Annotated in this window: 15 protein-coding genes and 1 pseudogene; 15 read left to right on the forward strand and 1 reads right to left on the reverse strand. The window is 49.8% G+C overall.

Annotation, left to right across the window (positions count from 1 at the left end; genetic code table 11):
- The first annotated feature begins 110 nt into the window (after positions 1 to 110).
- From VF724_RS16920 to VF724_RS16975, 12 genes and pseudogenes are all read left to right on the forward strand, one after another.
- On the forward strand, positions 111 to 1,259 hold the full coding sequence (locus VF724_RS16920; RefSeq protein ID WP_371755421.1) for an SAF domain-containing protein: 1,149 nt from the start codon (positions 111 to 113) through the stop codon (positions 1,257 to 1,259).
- Between the two features lie 15 nt (positions 1,260 to 1,274).
- The gene (locus tag VF724_RS16925) at positions 1,275 to 2,000 is read left to right on the forward strand and encodes a hypothetical protein (protein WP_371755422.1); all 726 of its coding nucleotides are present in this window, start codon (positions 1,275 to 1,277) and stop codon (positions 1,998 to 2,000) included.
- A complete protein-coding gene (locus tag VF724_RS16930) occupies positions 1,990 to 2,826 on the forward strand; it encodes a CpaE/TadZ family protein (protein WP_371755423.1) in 837 nt (278 codons plus the stop codon). The genes VF724_RS16925 and VF724_RS16930 overlap by 11 nt, the downstream gene beginning before the upstream one ends.
- Positions 2,827 to 2,853: 27 nt before the next feature.
- A complete protein-coding gene (locus VF724_RS16935; RefSeq protein WP_371755451.1) occupies positions 2,854 to 4,701 on the forward strand; it encodes an ATPase, T2SS/T4P/T4SS family in 1,848 nt (615 codons plus the stop codon).
- A complete protein-coding gene (locus tag VF724_RS16940; RefSeq protein ID WP_371755424.1) occupies positions 4,691 to 6,763 on the forward strand; it encodes a hypothetical protein in 2,073 nt (690 codons plus the stop codon). Before VF724_RS16935 ends, VF724_RS16940 begins: the two co-directional genes overlap by 11 nt.
- A gap of 93 nt (positions 6,764 to 6,856) precedes the next feature.
- Positions 6,857 to 7,336, forward strand: coding sequence for an ABC transporter permease (locus VF724_RS16945; RefSeq protein ID WP_371755425.1), 480 nt, complete (start codon positions 6,857 to 6,859; stop codon positions 7,334 to 7,336).
- 87 nt (positions 7,337 to 7,423) lie between these two features.
- Complete coding sequence (locus VF724_RS16950) at positions 7,424 to 7,822, forward strand: hypothetical protein (protein WP_371755426.1); 399 nt, start codon at positions 7,424 to 7,426, stop codon at positions 7,820 to 7,822.
- Positions 7,822 to 8,370 carry a hypothetical protein gene (locus VF724_RS16955; protein WP_371755427.1) on the forward strand — a complete coding sequence of 183 codons (549 nt, stop codon included), beginning with the start codon at positions 7,822 to 7,824 and terminating at the stop codon, positions 8,368 to 8,370. The genes VF724_RS16950 and VF724_RS16955 overlap by 1 nt, the downstream gene beginning before the upstream one ends.
- Positions 8,357 to 9,337 carry a hypothetical protein gene (locus VF724_RS16960; protein ID WP_371755428.1) on the forward strand — a complete coding sequence of 327 codons (981 nt, stop codon included), beginning with the start codon at positions 8,357 to 8,359 and terminating at the stop codon, positions 9,335 to 9,337. Before VF724_RS16955 ends, VF724_RS16960 begins: the two co-directional genes overlap by 14 nt.
- Positions 9,338 to 9,455: 118 nt before the next feature.
- The gene (locus VF724_RS16965) at positions 9,456 to 10,568 is read left to right on the forward strand and encodes a copper amine oxidase N-terminal domain-containing protein (protein WP_371755429.1); all 1,113 of its coding nucleotides are present in this window, start codon (positions 9,456 to 9,458) and stop codon (positions 10,566 to 10,568) included.
- A 4-nt stretch (positions 10,569 to 10,572) separates the two neighbouring features.
- Positions 10,573 to 13,638, forward strand: a complete 3,066-nt coding sequence (locus VF724_RS16970) for a DUF5704 domain-containing protein (RefSeq protein WP_371755430.1) — start codon at positions 10,573 to 10,575, stop codon at positions 13,636 to 13,638.
- A 672-nt stretch (positions 13,639 to 14,310) separates the two neighbouring features.
- Positions 14,311 to 15,213, forward strand: a pseudogene (locus VF724_RS16975) (reverse transcriptase domain-containing protein); the annotation flags it as partial.
- A gap of 48 nt (positions 15,214 to 15,261) precedes the next feature.
- Here the strand turns inward: VF724_RS16975 and VF724_RS16980 are convergent.
- On the reverse strand, positions 15,262 to 16,491 hold the full coding sequence (locus VF724_RS16980; RefSeq protein WP_371755431.1) for an IS256 family transposase: 1,230 nt from the start codon (positions 16,489 to 16,491) through the stop codon (positions 15,262 to 15,264).
- A 158-nt stretch (positions 16,492 to 16,649) separates the two neighbouring features.
- Here VF724_RS16980 and VF724_RS16985 point away from each other — a divergent pair, with 158 nt between their 5' ends.
- The 3 genes from VF724_RS16985 to ltrA all read left to right on the forward strand — a co-directional run bounded on the left by VF724_RS16985 (position 16,650) and on the right by ltrA (position 20,619).
- A complete protein-coding gene (locus VF724_RS16985) occupies positions 16,650 to 17,465 on the forward strand; it encodes an HNH endonuclease signature motif containing protein (protein WP_371755432.1) in 816 nt (271 codons plus the stop codon).
- Between the two features lie 129 nt (positions 17,466 to 17,594).
- Positions 17,595 to 18,023 (forward strand): hypothetical protein, encoded by a 429-nt coding sequence (locus VF724_RS16990; RefSeq protein ID WP_371755433.1) that lies wholly within the window; start codon positions 17,595 to 17,597, stop codon positions 18,021 to 18,023.
- 718 nt (positions 18,024 to 18,741) lie between these two features.
- The gene (gene ltrA, locus VF724_RS16995; protein ID WP_371755434.1) at positions 18,742 to 20,619 is read left to right on the forward strand and encodes a group II intron reverse transcriptase/maturase; all 1,878 of its coding nucleotides are present in this window, start codon (positions 18,742 to 18,744) and stop codon (positions 20,617 to 20,619) included.
- Positions 20,620 to 20,646: the final 27 nt, after the last annotated feature.

Here is a 20,646-nt window from a genome sequence, read left to right on the forward strand (position 1 = left end):
GTGCAGACTACATTCTCCACCAGTACCTCTCAAATTGTCAAAGTTGAAATCATGAGAATAAGCGAGAAAACAGGCGAAAACATTACTTTATAGTGGGAGAAGGATAAGCCATGAACAACCGACAACAGAAACGGGTCATCATTGCCTCCATCGCCGGAGGGCTGACGGTGCTCCTGTTTGCGTTTGGACTTGTGTTGTATTTTCAGGCGAAGCAAGCCAGCTTTGAGAAACAGCTCCGAAACGAATACGAAATGAAGATCAAGGAACGGGAGACAATGGAACAAGCCGCTAAAACAAGAGTCTTGGTAGCCAATCGAAGCATCCCTTCCGGCACAACGCTTCAGGAGGGGGATGTGAAGGCGGTGGAGGTATCGACCGCCCAAGCAGCGTCCGGCAGTCTCAAGGAGCCGAGCGCGGTTGTCGGCAAAATCGCAAAAATCGATTTACAGCCGAACATGCCGCTTTCGGCTTCTATGCTGTTTGAAGACAAGCCTCTTGCCAAGGATATTCGGATGCAGGAATTTAACGTCATCCAGCTCCCGACGAACCTGCAAAAAGGGCAGTTTGTCGATGTGCGGATCAACTTCCCGACCGGCGAGGACTTCATTGTTCTTGCCAAAAAGAAGGTCCGGGAGCTATCCGGCACGATCGTATGGTACGAAATGAACGAAGCCGAAATTTTGCGGGCTTCCAGCGCCATTATCGACGCTTATTTGCAAGGAGCCAAGCTGTATGCGCTCACGTATGTCGATCCGGGCATGCAGGAAGGGGCTGTGGCCAATTATCCGTCCAACCCGAAGGTGCTCGACTTGATGGAACGAGACCCGAACCTGTTGGAAGAAGCGAAGAATACACTTGCCCGCCAACTCCGGGTAACCTTGGACAATAACCTGAAAGCGATGAGCGACACTGACAAAATGCGGGTTGCCAGCGGCAGTGTGACCGTTCAGCAGCTGCAAAACGAGCGCGTCACGACTCAGCAAAACAATGCGTTCCGGCAGCAAATCCTTCAGCAGCAAGCTCAACAACCGGCTGGCGCACAAACCGTTCCGACAGAACAGATGAAATCCAATTCGACAGCTGCTTCACCGCAGACGAGCGCGCCTTCCCCAGCCGAACCTGCACAAGCCACTGCTTTACCGGAAACGGCAAGGGACACATCGGCCCCGGTTTCGACGGGGAAGCCGAAGGACAGCAACGAGCCGCCAAAGACGAACCGGCTTGAAGATGTATTTAATCAATCGAATGCAGGCGGTTAAGGAAAGGAGGACGACATGAAACAGATCGTTTTTTTCGGCGCGCCGGATAAAAGTCATTTGCTGCTTGTGCTCGGCAAGCTGCTCACTGCGTCGGGACTTAAAGTGTTGCTCGTCGATTCGACAATCGCGCAGTCCGTGCAAGCTTATCTCCCGGAGTCGGAGGAACGGCCGGGCGCTTTCGTGACCGAGTTTGAAGGAATGGACGTCGCCGGAGGGTTTATTACGCACGGTCAGTTGGATCGCTATTTGAAGCAAACGGATGGCAACTGGCTACGTTACGACATAATGCTCATCGATACGGATCATACCGAGTTTGTCAAAGGCCGGGAGCTGCCAACGTTTGCGCATCGCGTCTGGTGCAGCAGCTTGGAAAAGCTGGCCGTGCAAAAAAACGCGGAATTGATGCAACGGCTGTGTCTGGCAGAATCAGCCGCGCAGCCGCTGGCATTTTTCAAGCTGGTATATCCGTATGTTCAGACGACGATGAGAGAAGATTACTTCGACTCCTTCCATGTATCTGTTGCGGTTCGTTGGCAGGAGCCGGTATTCCGCATCCCCCTGGATGACCGGGACGTATCGGCAAAAATCAATAATCAGCACCACAGCCGCATCGACGTGAACAAGTTGTCCGGATCGTACATCCGAACCGCGTTATCCTTGGCGAAAACGCTGTTTGATTGGGACGAACGCACTGTCAAAACGGCGTGGAAGCAGGCAAGGAGGGATCGCCGTGGGACATAACGTTGTTTTCTGGAGTCCGGCGCCGGGGCAAACGGGCAACACGACCAACCTTATTGCAGTCGCCGCGTTGCTTGGTCTCGAGTATTCCTCCCGCTTGCTTTTGCTCGGTCATTTGCAAAGCCGCCGCACGCCAATGGAGCAGGCGTTTATGAAGCGGCGAATGAAAGGCGAAGACGAAATCGTTTTTGCCGCCGACACCGGCATTGACGCATTGGCCAGGCTTGCAATTAACCGCAAGCTTACGCCGGAGCTGATCCGAGATTACACTTTACCGATACTCAAGGACCGGCTCGACCTGCTGCCCGGTTCGAACAAGGCGGACAAAACCTTTATCCTTGCGTTGAAAGACGCGATAGAGCCGCTGCTCGATACGGCAAAGAGATACTACGACCTGACAATGATCGACGGAGGGAGCGGGACCGGGTCCGGGTGGACGCAGGCGCTCCTGCAAAATGCGGATCTCGTGGTTGTCAGTCTCAACCAAAACCGCTTCGTGTTGGAGCGGTTTTTTCAGCATCAGGAGGAACTGCTGAAGGACAAAAAGACGCTTCTTGTTTTGGGGCAGTATGACCGGCATTCCGGGCTAACCGCGAGAAATATCGCACGGAAGCATAAGACGAGTATCCCGATCTATCCGGTTCCGCATCAGGCGTGCTTTATGGACGCTTCGCAGGAGGGCCGGGCGGTAGACTTTCTATTCCGCAACCGCAGCGTGCCGCGCGATCACGAGCACTATTTCTTTATGCAGAGTGTGCGGTCTCTTGCTCAGGCGATCATCGAACACGTCGGATTAAACAAACCATTTTTTGGCGGGAAGGGGGTGTAGCGGGTGCTTGTTTGGATCAACGGATTCATGATCGTTTTATTGCTTGGCCTGGCCGCCGCGCTGATCTATTTCCGGATGAGCGGAAGCAAGGCGGAGAAGCCGCCGGAGGAGCGCGCCTATACCATCGAAGCGATGACCGGATATGTGAAACAGGCGTTGCACGATCTGACGAGCAGCAACTTGTATGACCTCGGCTTGTCCGAAGAGGAGTTCCGCCGCCGGAAAAACAAGCGGGCGGAACTGAAGAAGGCGCTGCGAGGCTGCACCTCCGGGGATTTGCGGGACAAGACGTATGTGAAGCAGTTTTTGGCCGATTTGCTGGTGCAGAACTACAAGCTGGATGAAACGAACATCAACCGACTCATCCCATTCGACGATCTGTACGAGCTTTCGCCGCAGGACCAGTTCGAAATTTTGCTGCACCTGTACAAGAAGCGGCACCGCTACGATGCGCTCAGCGAGCTGATTTGCAAGTATGAACTGGATCGTCCCAAGTTCGGCATTGAGGACGGTCAAATCGAATCGTACCGGATTACGGCCGAGGAAATCCACGATATCTACAAGAAGGAAGCAAGGCGGCTGCATTTCGAGGACAAGCTGCAAATCGTCGTGCAGCGCATTTATCAAACGTACAAGGGTTTTAGCGTTGTAGACGAAATCCGGGATATGAAAATCGACGGCGTGTCGGGCGGCGTTTCCGGCTTACCTCAATCCGTGTGGGAAGGAGAATGGGAATTCCAGGCCGATTCGCTGCTGCGCGAAGTGCCGAAGTCCCACGATAGCGTCTGGATTTTCTATAAAGGGAAATCCATTCATTTAAGCTTCCTCTCCTTCGGCTCGGAGCAAGAACTAAAGCGCGTGTGCCAGAACGTGTACAAGTACAACTATCCCGGCCAATTGTCGGAAGCGAATGGCTTCAAGGTGAACGAGATGGCCGACGGCTCCCGCGTCGTTGTGCTGCGCCCCCGATTTTCGGAATCGTGGGCTTTTTTTGTGCGCAAATTCGATGTGCAAAGCGCCACGCTGGAGCAACTCATTAAGGATGAAAATGCTGGGCTTCCGATCAGCCTGATCACTTATCTCGTCAAGGGCGCGCGGATCACCGCGATCACCGGCGCGCAGGGGAGCGGGAAGACGACGCTGCTCATGGCGATGGTCAAATTCATTTCCGCCACGTTTACGATCCGGGTGCAGGAGATGAGCTTCGAGCTTCATTTGCGGAAAATTTACAAGGACCGCAATATTCTCAGCTTCCGCGAGACGGAAACGATTTCCGGACAGGACGGGCTCGACATCCAGAAAAAGACGGACGGCACGGTGAACATTCTCGGCGAGGTGGCGACCGATCCGGTCGCGGCGTGGATGATCCAGATGGCGCAGGTCGCATCGCTGTTCACGCTCTTTACCCACCATGCCAAAACGTTCCGCGATCTCGTGTTTTCGCTGCGAAATTCGCTGTTGAAAACCGGCGTGTTCACGAACGAAAAGATAGCTGAGCAGCAGGTGATCAGCGTCGTCAACTTTGATATTCATCTGAAACGCGACAGTGACGGGCGCCGCTATATCGAGCGGATTACGGAGTGCGTGCCGCTTGATCAGGAGTTGGATTATCCTGACCAATACCGGCAGTGCGAAAAGCTGGAAGACAAGATGGCTGCGTTTATGGAAACGGCGGTCGAATATTTCCGTCGTTCCACTGACCGAAAGCTGTACGAAGCGCGGAATGTAGTCGAATTCCGGGACGGAAAGTATGTGGCCCTCCATCCGATATCCGAACAAAACGTGCGAGAGATGCGCGAACATATGCCGGAAGCGGACCGCGAGGCATTTGCAGCGTTCCTGACCGCGAACTGGGGTGAGCCGAATGGAGCTTAAAGTGCTGCTGTCGCTCGTCCTTGGCGGGGCGGTTGTGCTTTTCCTTGCTGCCGTCCTGTTGTTCAAATGGCTGTCCCGCAAAAATACCGGAGCAGGCTCCATGCGGGAATACGAGGAACTGCGGCTTCCCGGCAAACCGACGAACAAGCATGCCGTTCACAGCCTCTTGCAACAATTGTATATCGCATGTGAACGGATTCCGCTGCTTCGCGCGTACCTGATCGCGATTCGCAAACGGCTGTCTTTGCTTGCGCCGTATGACGAATGGAAGCTGCGGCTGGAGGCGATCAAGATTGCGCTTGCGGCATGGAGCATATTGGCAGTCGCCGCGATTCCGCTATTCCTGTTTGTCCGCGATCCGATGACGCTGCTCATGTTTGCCATTGGCGCTTGGGCGCTTCACGGCATGGTCGCGGACGCGTTCGTTCATCGTTTGGAAAACCGGCTGCTCCGCCAGCTTCGTCACTTCATGGCCGATGTGCGGCATCACTATCATCGGCATGGGATGGTGGAGGAAGCGATCTACGATGCGGCGGAATCCGCTCCGCACGAAATGACGCTGCACGGACAGGAACTGTATGACGTTCTTACAGCCAGTCATCCGGAAGAGAGGCTGGAACAATATTACGAGGTTGCGCCGAATCGCTTTCTTAAAGGACTTGCCGGCATATCGCATCTGGTCAAGGAGTACGGCGACAAGACATTGCAGAACGGATCGCTATACTTAAAAGCGCTCGGGAAGCTGACGACCGAACTAAATCTGGACATTCTGCGCCGGGAAAAGCTTAGCTTTTTGCTGCAAGGGCTGACGGCAATCGCGCTGATCCCAGTTTTGTTCACCAAGCCGATCGAAAGCTGGGCGCGAAACTACTTCCCGTCGATGGACGATTTTTACAACGGCAAACTAGGCTGGATTACCAAATTAGTCATTCTGTTTGTCATCTTCGGCTCTTATGTGTTGCTTCGCAGCATGCGGGAGTTGGATGGCGAACAAAATACTAGGCGGCGCAAGCCGTGGGAACAACAGGTCTACGAACTTCGTTGGGTACGCTGGGTCATCGACCGGATCGCGCCGGAATCCGGCGCGAGGGAGGTAGCCCGCAGTGCAATGCTGCTGAAAGAAACGAACTCGCCGCTCCGTTTGGAGTGGTTTTTTGTGCAACGGGCGACGGCCAGTGTACTCGCATTTCTGCTTGTACTCGGACTGTTTGTCACGCTTCATGTGGTGACGAAATACCAGCTTCTTTATGCGCCGGTCAAGCCGGAAACGATGTTCGGCCGCCTGTCGCCGCAGGAAGAAGCGAAAGGCAAGGAAGCGGCGGCGCTTGACCGCAGGGTTATGTCGGATGTGAAGGGGGTGAAAACCAAACTCTCGGAAACGATATTGGCCGAGCTGCGAAAAGACCCGCAGCTTGCGCGAAGCGATGCCCAGCTTCGCGCCGCAGCAGGGCGCATCTTAAGCAAAATGGATGGGCTTAGCCATGAGTATCTGAAATGGTGGGAGGCGATGGCGGCTCTATTGATCGGATGGGGCGGTTACTATGCGCCTGTCGGCGTCCTGTTGTTCCGGAGGAAAATGCGGCAGATGGAGATGAAGCACGAGGTGGACCAGTTCCATTCGGTGATCGCCATGCTGTCCGAAATGGACCGGATGTCGGTGGAGCATGTGCTGGAGTGGATGGAACGCTTCGCGTCTATTTTCAAAACGCCGATTCAGTATTGCTTGCTCCACTACGAGCATGGGGCCGAGCGGGCGCTGGAAGAACTGAAGGAGGAAGCGCCGTTTCTGCCATTTGTCCGTACGGTGGAGAAGCTGCAGCTCGCGGTGGAGAAAATTCCGATCCGGCAAGCATTCGATGATTTGGAATCCGAGCAAGCTTTTGCGCAAGAGCAGCGCAAGCAGGATTATGAACGGCTGATTGAAACGAAAGCGGGATGGGGCAAGCTGATCGGCTTCGCGCCGATGATGTCCCTTATTTTTGGGTATCTGGTCTTTCCGCTCGTCTACGTCAGCTTGAATCAAATGTCGGTGTATTACGAGCAGATTCAGCGGATCCAGTAAGCTTTGATTTTCGTAGCCTTGATTTATAGAAGGCTTATTTGTGCTTTCAAATAAAGCACGATCACAATCCACTTTAAAAGGAGAGAAATTCCCATGTCCAACGCGCAAAAAGCACTTGTTATGGCCGCAGGCATTTTCCTCGCTATCGCCCTTATTACGCTGGCAGTTGTATTGTTTGTATCCGCCCAAGATTCGACCAAAGCGGCGCAAAGCAATTTCAGCAACATTCAAACGGAGCTGTCCCAAACGGCGTTCACCGTTTACGACAATACGCTCGTATCCGGAAGCCAAGTCGTCAACGCGCTGCGCAAGTTCAACGATCAGGATCAATTCGGCATTCAGGTTGTGACAGGGAAAAATCCGGCTGGACAATGGTACGGCAAGGTAATCAATACGGGCGTTCCGATGGATAGCATCACGTACGGTTCAGTGGTCGGTCCTGCGCCCGGCCGGCTCGATCATACGATGGATGAAGCCAACGTCAACTATGTGAATCCGAGCGGCAAGTTCCGGGCGCAGCTGGTGAAGGACAGCAGCAACGTCATTCGCGGCATTGTGTTCCGTCAGCAGTAAGGCTTCAGTAGTAAGGACATCGCGGCAAATCAAAAAGCAGCAGCCCTCCCAGCGGGGGGCTTGCTGTAAAGAAAGGAGGACATGCCGGTGAGCCATTCCGTTCGTACGATGATCGATATGAGCTTCGCATGTCTAGTTTTTGTGCTGGCAGTCACGACCGGGTTGCTGCTGTTTCAAAGCGGAGCAGCAGCGCTGGAAACGGCTTATTTATCGGGAAAAGCGCAGGATCGCAGCGTACATCCGACGCTCGCTCCGGTTGCGGGGGACGGAAGCGTTTCCGGTGCGGAAGTGTTGCAGTCCTTGGCGTTGATCAACGAGATCGGCGTTGAAATCGTTGTGGATAGCAGAGTATACCCCCTAACCACGGAACGAGAGCAAATTGCGTCTTCCGGAATCCAACTTCAAGGGCGTTATTCGCCTTCCTATCATCGCGGTCCTGGCGGACAATTGCAAAGAATTGTCTTTGCTTCGGTAGGGGGTGTGTGATGAACAGTATTTCCAAGGTATTTGCCATACTCATTGCCATACTGCTCCTGTACGTCTTCCCGATTTCCGCTGCGTTCGATCAGCAGGATGACGTGTCGGAGCTGGTTGTATTGCGGGCAACGGCGTCGTTTGTCGATGCGGTCAGGGACAAGGGATATATCTCCCCAACGATGTACAACGATTTCTTTCAGGCGATCCATGCGACGGGCAACACATTCGATGTGCAGATGGAACACGGGCAAAAGCGTTATATCCCGGTATACGATGATCCGGCGCGTCCAGAGACGTTCAGAGGGGAGTACGCCGTTCATTATGACATGTTTTACAATGCGCAAATTATGCCGGTGATGTTCCCGAATAGCACGGCTGGCAAGGACGATGCATCGCGCCGCTACAAATTACATGCCGGGGATACATTTTATGTTGTGGTGAAGAACAATAACCGGACGAACGGTACGATCCTGCACGATTTTTTGAACAACGCCAGCAGCCCGAATGAAAAAATCTTCATCCCCTACGGAGGCGTTGTACGTAATGAAGATGATTAATTGGGCGATTGTAGGGATATTGATTCTGCTTCCGTTTTATGTGATCAACCGGATTGATACCGAGACGCAGCGCCGGATGTTGGTGACGGAGCTGCGCTACGATGCCGCGCTCGATACGGCGGTCGACGATGCTGCGCGGGCGCTCTTGAACAATGCCAACCAGCGACAGGAAGCCCGATATGAATCGGCTAAGCGGGTGCGAGTGAACAAGGAAGAAGCGGTTGATACGTTTTATCGGACGCTGTACATGAACTTCGGCATAGCAGAAGATTCGATTGCACAAGGCGTGTTAAATCGCTACATTCCGGCTCTGATCGTCATTGGTTACGATGGTTTCTGGGTGAACGCCGAGGAAGAGGTTACGAACGCTGCCGGAGAAACGGAAATTCGTCCTGTATGGGGGCCGAAAAAGCCGTACGCCTATGCCGATACGCAAGGGAACAGCTTCTCCTTCACATTGGACGACTACGTGATGGCGTATGAAGCAAGCAGCCGGATATGGCGGGAGGGCTTCCGCCCGGAAATCCAATCGGCGACTGCGATTCCGCTCTTGCGGGATGCGGAACTGTTTGAACAGGTGCGGCGCAGCGCGATCGTCAACGCCATCGAAAATGAACTGGCATTCCGGATCAACCGGCATAACCAGTATGCTTCGCGATACGGCGTTTCCTACACCTTTACGCTGCCGACAATCAGCGCCGAAGAATGGAACAACACGATTAACGACATCGGCGTCATGGCGTTCGTGCAAGGCATTCCAATGGGAAGCAAGACGTATAACAACTATGCATTGGGCGGAAGTCGGGTGTTGAAAAAGCCGATAATCATCGGAGCGGTGAAAGACGGGAGGAAGGTGTATTACCGCAGCATCTGCAATTATCCCTATCCGGTGGAAGAGACGTTTGCCAGCGAAAAAGCGGCGGCGCAAAAAGGATATATGCCGCTAAACTGCAGCAACAATCCTTGACCCGAAAGTCGTTGCTTAAGGAGTGGACAGGTTGGCGCAGGGATTATATGATGGAGACATAACGTCGTTTTCTTCCTGATATTCTCAATTTTTATCGAAAAAAAGGAGTGAACCGAACGTGAAAAAATGGGTAAGCGCCAGTCTGTCGCTGGCGATGTTTTTTGGTCTTGCGACTGGCATCTCCAGCGCGCAGGCTAAAACGCCGGCGTTTGTCAGCGTCGTCATGGATGGGGAAAAGATCTGGTTTCCCGATGCCCAAGCATTCGTTGATGAAAACAGCCGTACGCTCGTCCCGGTGCGCTTTGTCGCCGAAAAGATGAACGCCAAGGTGGGGTGGGAAGCGGAGACAATGACGGTGCCGATTGAGCGGGGCGACCAGCGCATCCTGCTGACGATTGGCGAGAGCACAGCGATGGTCAATGGGAAAGAGGAGACCTTTGATACGAAGGCTATTATAAGCGGAGGCAGAACATTTGTCCCGCTGCGATTTGTCAGCGAGGTGCTGGGCGCGACGGTGAAGTGGGATGATGCCGCTTCGACCGCATTGATCTCAACTAGAGAAGGTGCGGAGGCGAAGTACGATCAATGGGGCCGCTTGATCCGTACAATCGACCTGCCAAAGAATGCGAAGGATTACCCGTATATTTTGGCAGATGTGCCAAACGAGATGTATGAGATGAAGTATCCACATTCTCACCCGGATCCGACGGAAAGAAAAGTTTCTTCCGAATTGTACTCGACCATACCTGAGTTCAAGAAAGAAAATGTTGATATTTGGATGTCGCGCCTAAAAGCATTTGGGGCAGTTTGGCTGAATGCGGATTATCAAACGATTGATTACAATTGGGCAGACGAATTGTTTGCGAACAAAGTCCAATTGAATGGAAGTGAACTGAAGTATATAAAGCGATACGTAGACTGGGTCAAGGAGAACCATATACAGATGGAAGGTTATCTTGATCCGGAACCATCGATGATTTATGACGATGGGTTTGGCGGTTATCACGTACGTTCAAAGTTTAGAATTAAATTTGATGCATTTACGAATAATGAAAGGCTTATATACGATACTTGGTTTCCCAACGACGTCGCGTTTGAGAAGGGCGTTTGGTATGAAGGTTATACCGACATATACTTATCTACAAATGTAGGTGGTAATTGGGGTAGAACATTAAAGGTTGACCCTCAAGCAAGTCTGTTTCGAAATTACCTCATGAAAAAGGCAGGGTAAAACAATGAGCAGACAATTAAAAAAATTTGTAAGCATGCTGCTGGCATGCTTTTTTTTATTGAATTTTCTTTCCTTAGTTGTTCATGCGGAGGTGCCAGCAGTCAGAATAAAAGAAGGGAAAATCAAGTTCGATGTGACTAGCACTGCAGCCACATCAGGAATCAAATATAAAACCATTGGTTGGACGATCCGCAGGGACGACATTTGTTACAATAATTCAAGCGGTAAACATTGCGATCCGACAGGCGAAGGTTCAGCGCCTATTGATGGGCTGACGCAAATCGATCAATACCCTGATCCGCCCATTCCAGGCCAACCGTTAACTACCTCATTTGAAATTCCGGAAGCTACTGTTACCCAAGCGCTGACCGATAACGGCATGGAAGGCATCAAACAAAACGATCAGATCTATTTGTACGCGATCATGATTGTGACGAAAAACGGCAGTCAGATCGGTGGGCCGTACTATACGTTGGATCAGATTAAAAGGGCCCAGTCCTGGGCGCATCCTGACGACTTGGACGATTACTACGGCATTCCGGTCTCATACGACAGCCCGGATTTTCCAGTCGATATCGTTTGCATGACGGAGGAAGGAACAGCCATCTCCGACTCGAGTTGCTCCTTCCATAAAGGGGACTACAAGGCCGGGGAAGAAATCGAGCACACATTCAACCAGCAGATTACGTTCGAAGGCAAAACTTACGAGATTGTTCGTTCTTACATCGTGTCCAAAAACAATCCCGACGACCAAAAATTTGTTCAGGAAAAAGACGATGCCAATCTGCTTAATCGGCATATCAGCGTGTATTTGAGCGGGGCCGATATTGTTGCGGTATACAAGGAACAGGACAATCCTGTGAAAGCCATTTACCAAATGGAAGACGGAACAAAGCTCAAGGAAACGGATAAAGGCAAAATTGCTACAGGAGCGGAAGCAACCCATACGTTTGAAGAGCAAATTACGGCGAGCGGACAAGCCTATGAAATTATCCGCTCTTACATTATCAACAACGACAAACCGGATGAAAAACAATTCATTCAGGAAAAAGACGATCCAAAGCTGCTGGAACGCACTATTACCGTGGCAGCAGGCGGCTCCAATTTCGTCGGCATTTACAAAATCCCCTCCTCGGTCACCGTCGCTTCCCGCATTCAAGCGCCAACGGAAGTAAGCGCGGCGACGACCGAAGTGAATGGGGATTTTATTTTTGAAGCCAAAGCGCTCAAAAACCTCCAATCCTATGAGATTACATCGATGAAAAACGCTTCCCTCGTTCAAACGGGCGACAAGACCGGAACTCTTAGCGGAACATCGGACAGCAAAACGATCCCGATTAAAATCCCGTTTGCTTCAGGATCAAGCGTGACGGTGCAGATTACGGTCGTTGTCAAAGATGTTGAGGGCAATTCTGGCGATTCGACTGCCGACCACACAGTAACCAAAAATACCGGCGGCGGAGGCGGAAGCGTTCAAGGCTGTACCGCGCCAAGCAAGGGAAACGTACAACGCGCGCAGGCGATGGATCCGGCTGCAACGGGTGTCATTAAAGCCGACCAGCGGGGAGCAGAACAGTTCGACGTGTTGAAGGGAATCCCGACCTCGGAGAGCCTTTATGTCAACGCTACTTCCAAAAGCTATCTGTACCAGAATGAATTTGCGGAAATGTCCGGCACTTGCACTTACCCGATCAAGGTGAGCAGAACGTATACGCTGACCTGGACAGTGAAGCGTTCCGGACCGAACGGGACCACTATCTCCGTGCCGCGTTCGGCTACGCAGACGGTGACCAAGGACTACGCCATTGAGAGAAAGTATGCTTACTGGCAAATCGATAATCTGGAAGTATACGGGATCAAGCAGGCGATCTTCAAGAACTATGCGCTGCCCTCCGGAACCGTCACCATTAAGCCCGGAGGTTATTCAGCGCCAACTGTAACCGCACAAAATTCGGATGACCTGTCATCCCACATCACGCACCCAACGTACTCGAATGTAACGTTGCCGGGTAAAACGATTTCCGGCGGTTCCAGCCGGCCGTCAGTACCGAATGAAGACTGGAAGGGCGAAGCGGAAAAAGCAATCGGAAAAATTAAGGTAAAAAATGACTCTGTCGACTTTAACGGCGTTACCGTCATGGACAACCGGACAGTTGAGGAAAAAGCGCCTTCCCCTGGCCAAATTCCAGATCCTGATGAAATCGGTCGCGATGTGCTGTACGAGAAAGGATATAGGATCGACAAAGGAAAAACGAACAAATCCAATACGCCAGGTACCGGAACAATCGCATTCTTCCTTGTTAAAGGTATAAAGGGTGGAGCGGACGCATCGTATCCGATCAACGGGATCAACACCGTGACCGTGCATACGCCGGTTGTCAACTATGCCTCCGTTTCGGATGACAAGGCGCATAACCAGAAGACGGAGCCGATAGAGGGGCGATCGGCGCTCATTTTGGATCGGCCATTTACCGTAACCGTACCTACCAGCGGACAGCACCGGGAAATTTCAGGCTACGGCAATCGGGATTATGCGAAGTACACGAAAGACAAGCAAGTCTGGTTCCCGTTTGACGTATATAGCGGCGACAAGTCGACATTCATCCCGAAAGAAACGTGGACGTCGATTCCGGTCGGACAGGAACGAACAACGTTCTTCCTGCCGGTGTGGGTCGACGAAGGCAACTATGACGTACTGTTCCGCACCTTTGCGGAAAACAGCCCTTCGACTTCATTTGGCACACAAATGAACGCGAATCTGGAGGTGAGCAATCACGTCGCCACGCAGGTCGTTCCGGTAGAAGTCATTGGCCGCCTCTATGATTTCCGCATCACCGACATCGCCGATTATAACTGGGAGACGGTGTTCCGGACGCAAAAGGGGAGCGCCGCGCCAACCGGAAATGCCTACTGGATCGGAATGAATGGGATCGATGGCGAGGCGAGGGGAAACCAGTCTCCATTCGTGCTGCCGGTTCGGCAGGGCAGTCATCCGGAGGCCGGGAAGAAAAACGTAGCCGTGAAAACGGGGTATCACATCAGTGCGACACGTTACTCTATAAGTGCTTAATAGCATGAAAAGAGTGGGCTCCCAAATGGGAGCAACAACTGATTATTCGAAGGAAGGAATGACAGCCTTCATGTTGGCTTAAACTTCCTATCTAATACTCCTACAAGCGAAAACAAGTGATAGCTTGTTTTTGTTTGAAGCTAGGTGAAGTCGGCTGAATCGAGTCTAAGTCACTCCAAAAAGTGATAGGGCTTGAGATAGGTCGGGATGCTGAAAAGCGCGTCATGGTGAGAATGTTACACAAAGTAACTGACGAAGCGGCGAATGTACGGGTCTAGAGGTATAACAATCCGAAAGGGTTGTGCTGCAATAGCAGCGTAAACTACCGAAAAGTAAGATTTGAAGTTATGAAATTCGGGATACCTAACAATGAGGGTATAAAGTTTACAGGCTCATAGTCGCCACCTAAAACGCGCATGGATAGCTAGAATAATCGGAACGTGGAAAGCAAGGGACATTCAAACAACAAATCGTTGTTAAACCTCTATCAAGGGAATGGTTCATGGCAACATGATTTACTCTTGTGAGAGTAGGGGCACAGTACCAATGAAAGAATGGAAACATTCTGGAGGGATAGCCCCAAGCCTTATAAATCTAATTGTAAAATTACTCAAGTTGCAGATGATCGGTCTGGTAAGAATGTGGGAAACAACTTGTAAGGAGTTGTCCACAATCATCACATATTTGCGGTACGCTGAATATTACGGGATGCAATCCACCTTTGATGCTCTTTACCAGAAAAGTAAAGAGGGAAGATCGTTCGATAGGCTATACGACCTTATTACATCGGAAAGTAACATACTCCTAGCCTATCGAATGATTAAAAGCAACAAAGGCTCGAAGACTCAAGGCACTGATCAATTTAACATTGATGACTTCAAAAGCTACAGCCAGAATGAATTCATCAACATCATTCGTGAATCACTTGATCGGTACAAACCGAAGCTTGTCAGACGCGTCTTCATTCCCAAACCCAATGGCGACAAACGCCCACTAGGTATTCCAAGTATGCTTGACAGATTGATACAACAAATGATTAAACAAATTCTTGAGCCTATCTGTGAAGCGAAGTTTTATAAGCATAGCTATGGATTTAGGCCTCTAAGAAGCGCACATCATGCAAAATCAAGATGTGACACCTTAATCAACAATGCTCAACTTCACTTTGTAGTTGACATTGATATAAAGGGCTTCTTCGATAACGTAAATCATACACTGCTTCTAAAACAGCTTTGGAATATGGGGATTAAAGACCGAAGAGTACTAGCCGTGATAGGCAAAATGCTGAAGGCACCCATTGAAAAGGCGGGAATACCAGAAAAAGGCACGCCACAAGGCGGAATTCTTTCCCCTTTATTATCCAATGTAGTACTTAATGACTTGGATCAATGGGTGGCTGGACAGTGGGAAGATTTTAGAACCAAACATCCGTACACTCAAAGAAATAAATACGCTGCCCTTAAGAGAACAAGACTCAAAGAAGGGTTTATCGTGAGATATGCGGATGATTTCAAAATCTTCTCCAGGACATCACAGGATGCCTATAAATGGTACCATGCTGTAAAACAATACCTGAGTCTGTCCAGAGTTTTGTGTAAACTCCAATTTCCCTAAAAATGGATACTACCGAATTTCTACTCGATCTGGAAAGTGTACTGTCAGTTGAAGCAGAATTTGGGCCCAGTTCTGAATGCGTCCTGTCCATTTGCGCAGGACGTCCATTGTGGCCAGATACAGCATTTTCAGAAGCGCCTCGTCCGTTGGGAAAATGGCTTTTCCCTTGGTCACTTTACGTAATTGCCTGTGATAGCTTTCGATGATGTTTGTCGTGTAAATCAGCTTACGTATTTCCGGAGAATACTTGAAGAACGTCGCCAGCTCATCCCAGTTGTTACGCCAGGAACGAATAATGAGCGGGTATTTACCGCCCCAATCGGCTTCAAACTGATCTAATTCTTGCAGGGCTGCTTTCTCTGAGGCCGCAGTGTAGATCGGCTTCAGCGCCGCAGTAATCTTCTTGAGATCCTTGTAGGACACGTATTTCACTGAGTTACGGATCTGGTGGATGATACACTTTTGGATCTCGGTTTTGGGGTAGCAGGCCGTGATGGCTTCCGAGAAGCCTTTCAGATTGTCAACGCTAATGATGAGGATATCCTGTACACCGCGGTTGCGTAATTCGTTTAGGACCAGCAGCCAAAACTTCGATGATTCGTTCTCACCGATCCAGATACCCAGCACGTCCTTATGTCCTTCTAAATCGATGCCAACGACCATGTAGGCAGCTTTATTTACGATGGCACCGTCCTGCTTGACTTTAAAGTGAATGGCGTCAAGGTACACCATGGCATACACGCTCTGCAGGGGGCGGTTCTGCCATTCCTTGATCAGCGGCATAATCTTGGCCGTTACATTGGAGATCAGGGTAGGCGATACCTCAATCCCATAGAGTTGTTGCAACTGGTCCTGGATATCTCGAGTGCTGACGCCCTTGGCATACAGAGCGATAATTTGATCTTCAATAGCCGGCATCTTCTTCTGATGCTTCTTTACAATGGCCGGTTCGAACTCGCCTTGGCGATCACGGGGAACTCCAATTTCTACATCACCGAATTCAGATGTAACGGTTTTCTGGCTGTGCCCATTCCGGCTGTTCGAGGTTTCCTTGTTCTTCACATCATGTTTTTCATAGCCCAGATGATGATCCATCTCGGCTTCAAGCATCTCTTGCAGCGTCTCGGCAAAGAGATCCTTCAACGTATTTTGGATGTCTGCCACGGAGGTTAAATTGTTCTCCTTGATAAACTGACGCAATTGTTCCCGTGGAATGAGTCTCGGTTTCTTTTCTTTCATGTCGCTCCCAACCTTTCTTTCTCCATTGTAATCTATGAAGGTTTAGGAGTTTACACAAAAGATTTTACAGTCCCCAATACCTCAAAGAACGGCTGAAACTAGACATCTCTCCTGAGAAATCAATGGTTATAAACCTTCGTAGGAAACCATCCAATTTCTTGGGATTTAGGATTAGAGCCGTTCCTAAAGGCAATAAGCATGTGGCTCATAGCTTCGTTTCGGACAAGAAAAAAGACCAGATCAAGAAGCGAATTAACAAATTGGTCACTGAAATTAAACTGTCACCTATTCCAAAAACAGTCTCACAGTGGAACAGTTTTGTCCTTGGCTTACACAATTATTTTAAATTCGCATCACATGTAAGCATGGACTTTCAGGAAATTGCCTTTTGTAAAAGCCGGTTCATGTTCAATCGTCTTAAATCCATCGGCAAGTATGGAAGACCGAGTCGTCCTCCGCCCACTTATTCCAAGTTCTATAGAAACAATAACAAAACTTGGGAGGTTGCAGGAACGCTTCTTTTTCCCTTGTCGGATATTTCCAAGGATAAACCACTCAACTTTAGTCAGGGGCTAACTCCCTATTGCGCTAAAGCCAGAGAAAATATTCACGCAAATCTTAAATACCATGTCCAATTTGAGATATCTAAATTAGTCCGATCGGATGGTTGGGACAGAACCCTTGAATATTCCGATAACAGGCTTTCGAGATACTCAATGGTTCAGGGATTGTGCGAAATTACAGGTTTATTCTTACCGGCAGAAGAGGTTCGTTGTCATCACTATAAACCTCTATCTCTAGGTGGTACAGATGAATACGCTAACCTACGCATTATTCATCGCGATGTACACAGGTTAGTTCACGCCACCGTAAACAAGTCGATTGAACATTACAAAAGCATCCTACAACTTACCGACTCAATGATTGATAAAATCAATCTCTACCGCAAAGCATGTAAACTTGAGTCCATATAACACTTAGGTTATAAGGTGGAACGCCGTGTGCGGTGAAAATTGCATGCACGGTGTGGTGGAGGGGAAAAGGCGGAGATAACTTCAAACCCTTACCTATTCCAATAGTTTGATGTAAAAACGAAAGGCAACATGTTTGGAGCGAAGGATGGCATCCGCATTACCCCAACGTTTTACTATGTTGATCGCGATGGTCGTAATCGGCAGTTGGTCGATCTTTATTACCATACGAGCGACAAAAAGTTTGTACGGATCGGCTCCAGTGATGACGTTGAGAAACGGTATGTTACACTCGATGAACGGCTACGAAATGTCCCGCAGCAGGAAATGATTAACACTGCCGTTTCATCATGGAGTCTTTCTGGTGGCAGCGCTCAAACCCAACAAGCGTTTATCGATCAGTACCTGAAAAACACGAAAAAGAAAACGTATGTAGGCGGTTATGATGTATTAATTCTTCCTCCGGCTCTGCGAACGTCCATTGGAAGTATGAATGTTCCTTCCGGAGTGGACACTGCAAGAGCGAATGCTTCGGTTCAGCAATGGTACGGGGAAGTGTGACTTGTTTCCGGCTCAACCCGGACGGTAACGTCCGACAAAGCCAGAGGACATCAGATTAATCGATGTCTAACTTTACATCCGAGTTGACAGGGGAAGCTCCTGTCTGAATTGAAGGTTGGCAATTCAAGCCTAAACTCCGACATGCGTCGCGGTTATACCATCGCGAGGTATGAAGCTCGGTAAAGTCGGCGAAATCGAACCTGTGACGGTAAGAGAGTAGTCGGGGCGCCATAAAATCGCCATGCCTACACACCGGGAATCCTCGTTTGTACGTCTCGAAATGCCAAGGGTATCGAATAAGAAGATACTCGCCCACCCTGTGGGATCAATCGCGGTCACGGTATTTTCGCCTGCTGTGTACTGTTTTAATCCGGCATAGGATTAAAGTCTTGCGCCCGCCAACCGTGGGCAAAAAGGCGATTGACGGGATAAAGAGGAAGGCTAAAGCGATATGCAAGGCTAGGGTGTAAGGAACAAGTGATCCTCAGACGCGGACGTGCAAGAGGGGTATGCCTCGGTGCCGCGAAATGGTAGGAAATGACCGTTGAATCTGAGGGGCAGCAGCCCATAGTAGTCCGAGCAAGGGAAAGCCTTGTACATGGCGAAGGGGCATAGTCATGCAAAATCACAATAAAGTTGACAAACTGTCGAGGAAGCCGTTGAGCATACCTGACTAAAGCCATTGCGACAAATCTTCTGAAGTAAGGGGGGATGTCCATTGGCGCAAAAATTCGACTATCCGAAGAACGAATCCGAATTCCGCAATATCCTGGACGACATGTATCAAAACGTTCGCGATTGCATTGCCAATGGCGAAAGCCCCAAAATAAAAGGCTTAATTGAAATCATGTCATCCGAAACGGCTATACTGACAGCCATCCACAAGCTCAAAAGTAATCATGGGAGCGAAACGCCGGGAACCGACGGTCAAAGAATGCGGGATATTCTGGAAAGCGATTATGAACAAGTCATTGCAGGTGTTCAAGGCGCTTTTCGAAATTACAATCCTCATCCGATTCGCAGAACATACATTCCGAAGTTAAACAAACCGGGTGAGAAAAGGCCGCTTGGTATTCCTGCCATCGTCGACAGAATCGTACAAGAATGCGTTCGTTCGGTGATAGAACCGATTCTTGAAGCGCAATTCTTTAGCCATTCGTACGGTTTTCGTCCCATGCGTGACGCTCACATGGCGCTTCAGAGAGTGACGGACATCGTTCACTATACAGGATACCATTGGATTATCGAGGGCGACATATCCAAATTCTTCGACGAAGTGAACCATACCAAATTGATCAAGAAACTTTGGCACTTGGGGATACGGGATCGTAGAGTGCTGGTTATCATTAATAAAATGCTCAAAGCGGGGATTATGGACGAACTCGAAGTAAACCCGTTAGGCACGCAACAGGGCGGTATCATCTCCCCGCTTCTTGCGAATGCATATTTGGATACTCTCGACCAATGGATTGTCCGAGAATGGGAAGAGAAGAAAACCCAAAAGACGTATGCGGACAAATTTTCAGCAAGAAAAATGTTACAACGAAGGAGCAATTTAAAGCCAGCATACCTCATCCGTTACGCGGATGATTGGGTTTTAGTCACTCAAACCAAGAGCAATGCGGAGAAATGGAAACGGCGTATTTCGAAGTATCTGGAAACGAACTTAAAACTTCGACTTTCAGCAGAGAAAACGCTCATTACCAACGTCAGGAAAAAGCCGATTCGGTTTCTGGGATTTACGTACAAAGTAACAAAAGGAAAAGCTCGGAAAGGATTCATAGCCCGTACCCGGCCAAATCCCCAGCGGCTGAAAGACAAAGTGGAAGAAATCAGGAAAGACATCCGGAATCTAAGGAAGCTCTCACCTCGTCAATCCAGACTGATCGAGGAACTCATCCATCAGATTAACGTGATCAATTCCAAAATCCGCGGCGTCATTCAGTATTACGAAGCAGCTACTTGGGTGAACATGGTGCTTTCCAAAGAAGCCGATAGACTCCGTTACACGGCTTACAAAGCACTCAAAAGATTTGGTGGAACGTGGACTCCGGCGAATGAACTGAGCAATCTGCACTCGGTTCACAGCAATTATACAACCGCCGTACCTGCCATTGTGTATCGTGGACTGAAAATCGGTATCACCTCGTTTGCATTTTGCAAATGGCGTATGACCTACCCCAAAATGCAAAACGAGACTCCCTACAGTAAGGAAGGCAGGGAGATATACCGTCAACGAACAGGGAAGAAACGCCTACTCGCCCGAGCGGACGATTTGCTGACATTATCCTTTTCGCAGGCCATTCTTTGGAAGGAAAAGGACAGCAAGCGTAATTTCGAATATTATCTGAATCGTCCGTATGCCTTCAATCGGGATAGAGGAAAATGCAGGGTATGTCAGGAGCCTGTACAACATGACGTCAACATCCATCATATCCAGCCCCATTTACCTTTGGAGTTCGTTAACCGAGTGGCGAATCTCGCAACCCTGCACAAAGCGTGCCACGATATGATTCACGATGGACGGGATTATGAAGACTTACTGAGCAAAATGCGGAAAAGGATTCTACGCTTCAGAGAAAAATTGTCAACCTAAGTGAGGTTCTGGGCAAACCATGCATGA

The sequence above is a fragment of the Ferviditalea candida genome (assembly GCF_035282765.1).
GTDB lineage: Bacteria > Bacillota > Bacilli > Paenibacillales > KCTC-25726 > Ferviditalea > Ferviditalea candida.

Excerpts from the sequence above, each read along its gene's own strand:
- VF724_RS16920 (WP_371755421.1), top strand. The coding sequence starts at position 111 with ATGAACAACCGACAACAGAAACGGGTCATCATTGCCTCCATCGCCGGA.
- VF724_RS16925 (WP_371755422.1), top strand. The coding sequence starts at position 1,275 with ATGAAACAGATCGTTTTTTTCGGCGCGCCGGATAAAAGTCATTTGCTG.
- VF724_RS16935 (WP_371755451.1), top strand. The coding sequence starts at position 2,854 with ATGATCGTTTTATTGCTTGGCCTGGCCGCCGCGCTGATCTATTTCCGG.
- VF724_RS16940 (WP_371755424.1), top strand. The coding sequence starts at position 4,691 with ATGGAGCTTAAAGTGCTGCTGTCGCTCGTCCTTGGCGGGGCGGTTGTG.
- VF724_RS16945 (WP_371755425.1), top strand. The coding sequence starts at position 6,857 with ATGTCCAACGCGCAAAAAGCACTTGTTATGGCCGCAGGCATTTTCCTC.
- VF724_RS16955 (WP_371755427.1), top strand. The coding sequence starts at position 7,822 with ATGAACAGTATTTCCAAGGTATTTGCCATACTCATTGCCATACTGCTC.
- VF724_RS16960 (WP_371755428.1), top strand. The coding sequence starts at position 8,357 with ATGAAGATGATTAATTGGGCGATTGTAGGGATATTGATTCTGCTTCCG.
- VF724_RS16970 (WP_371755430.1), top strand. The coding sequence starts at position 10,573 with ATGAGCAGACAATTAAAAAAATTTGTAAGCATGCTGCTGGCATGCTTT.
- VF724_RS16980 (WP_371755431.1), bottom strand. The coding sequence starts at position 16,491 with ATGAAAGAAAAGAAACCGAGACTCATTCCACGGGAACAATTGCGTCAG.
- VF724_RS16990 (WP_371755433.1), top strand. The coding sequence starts at position 17,595 with ATGTTTGGAGCGAAGGATGGCATCCGCATTACCCCAACGTTTTACTAT.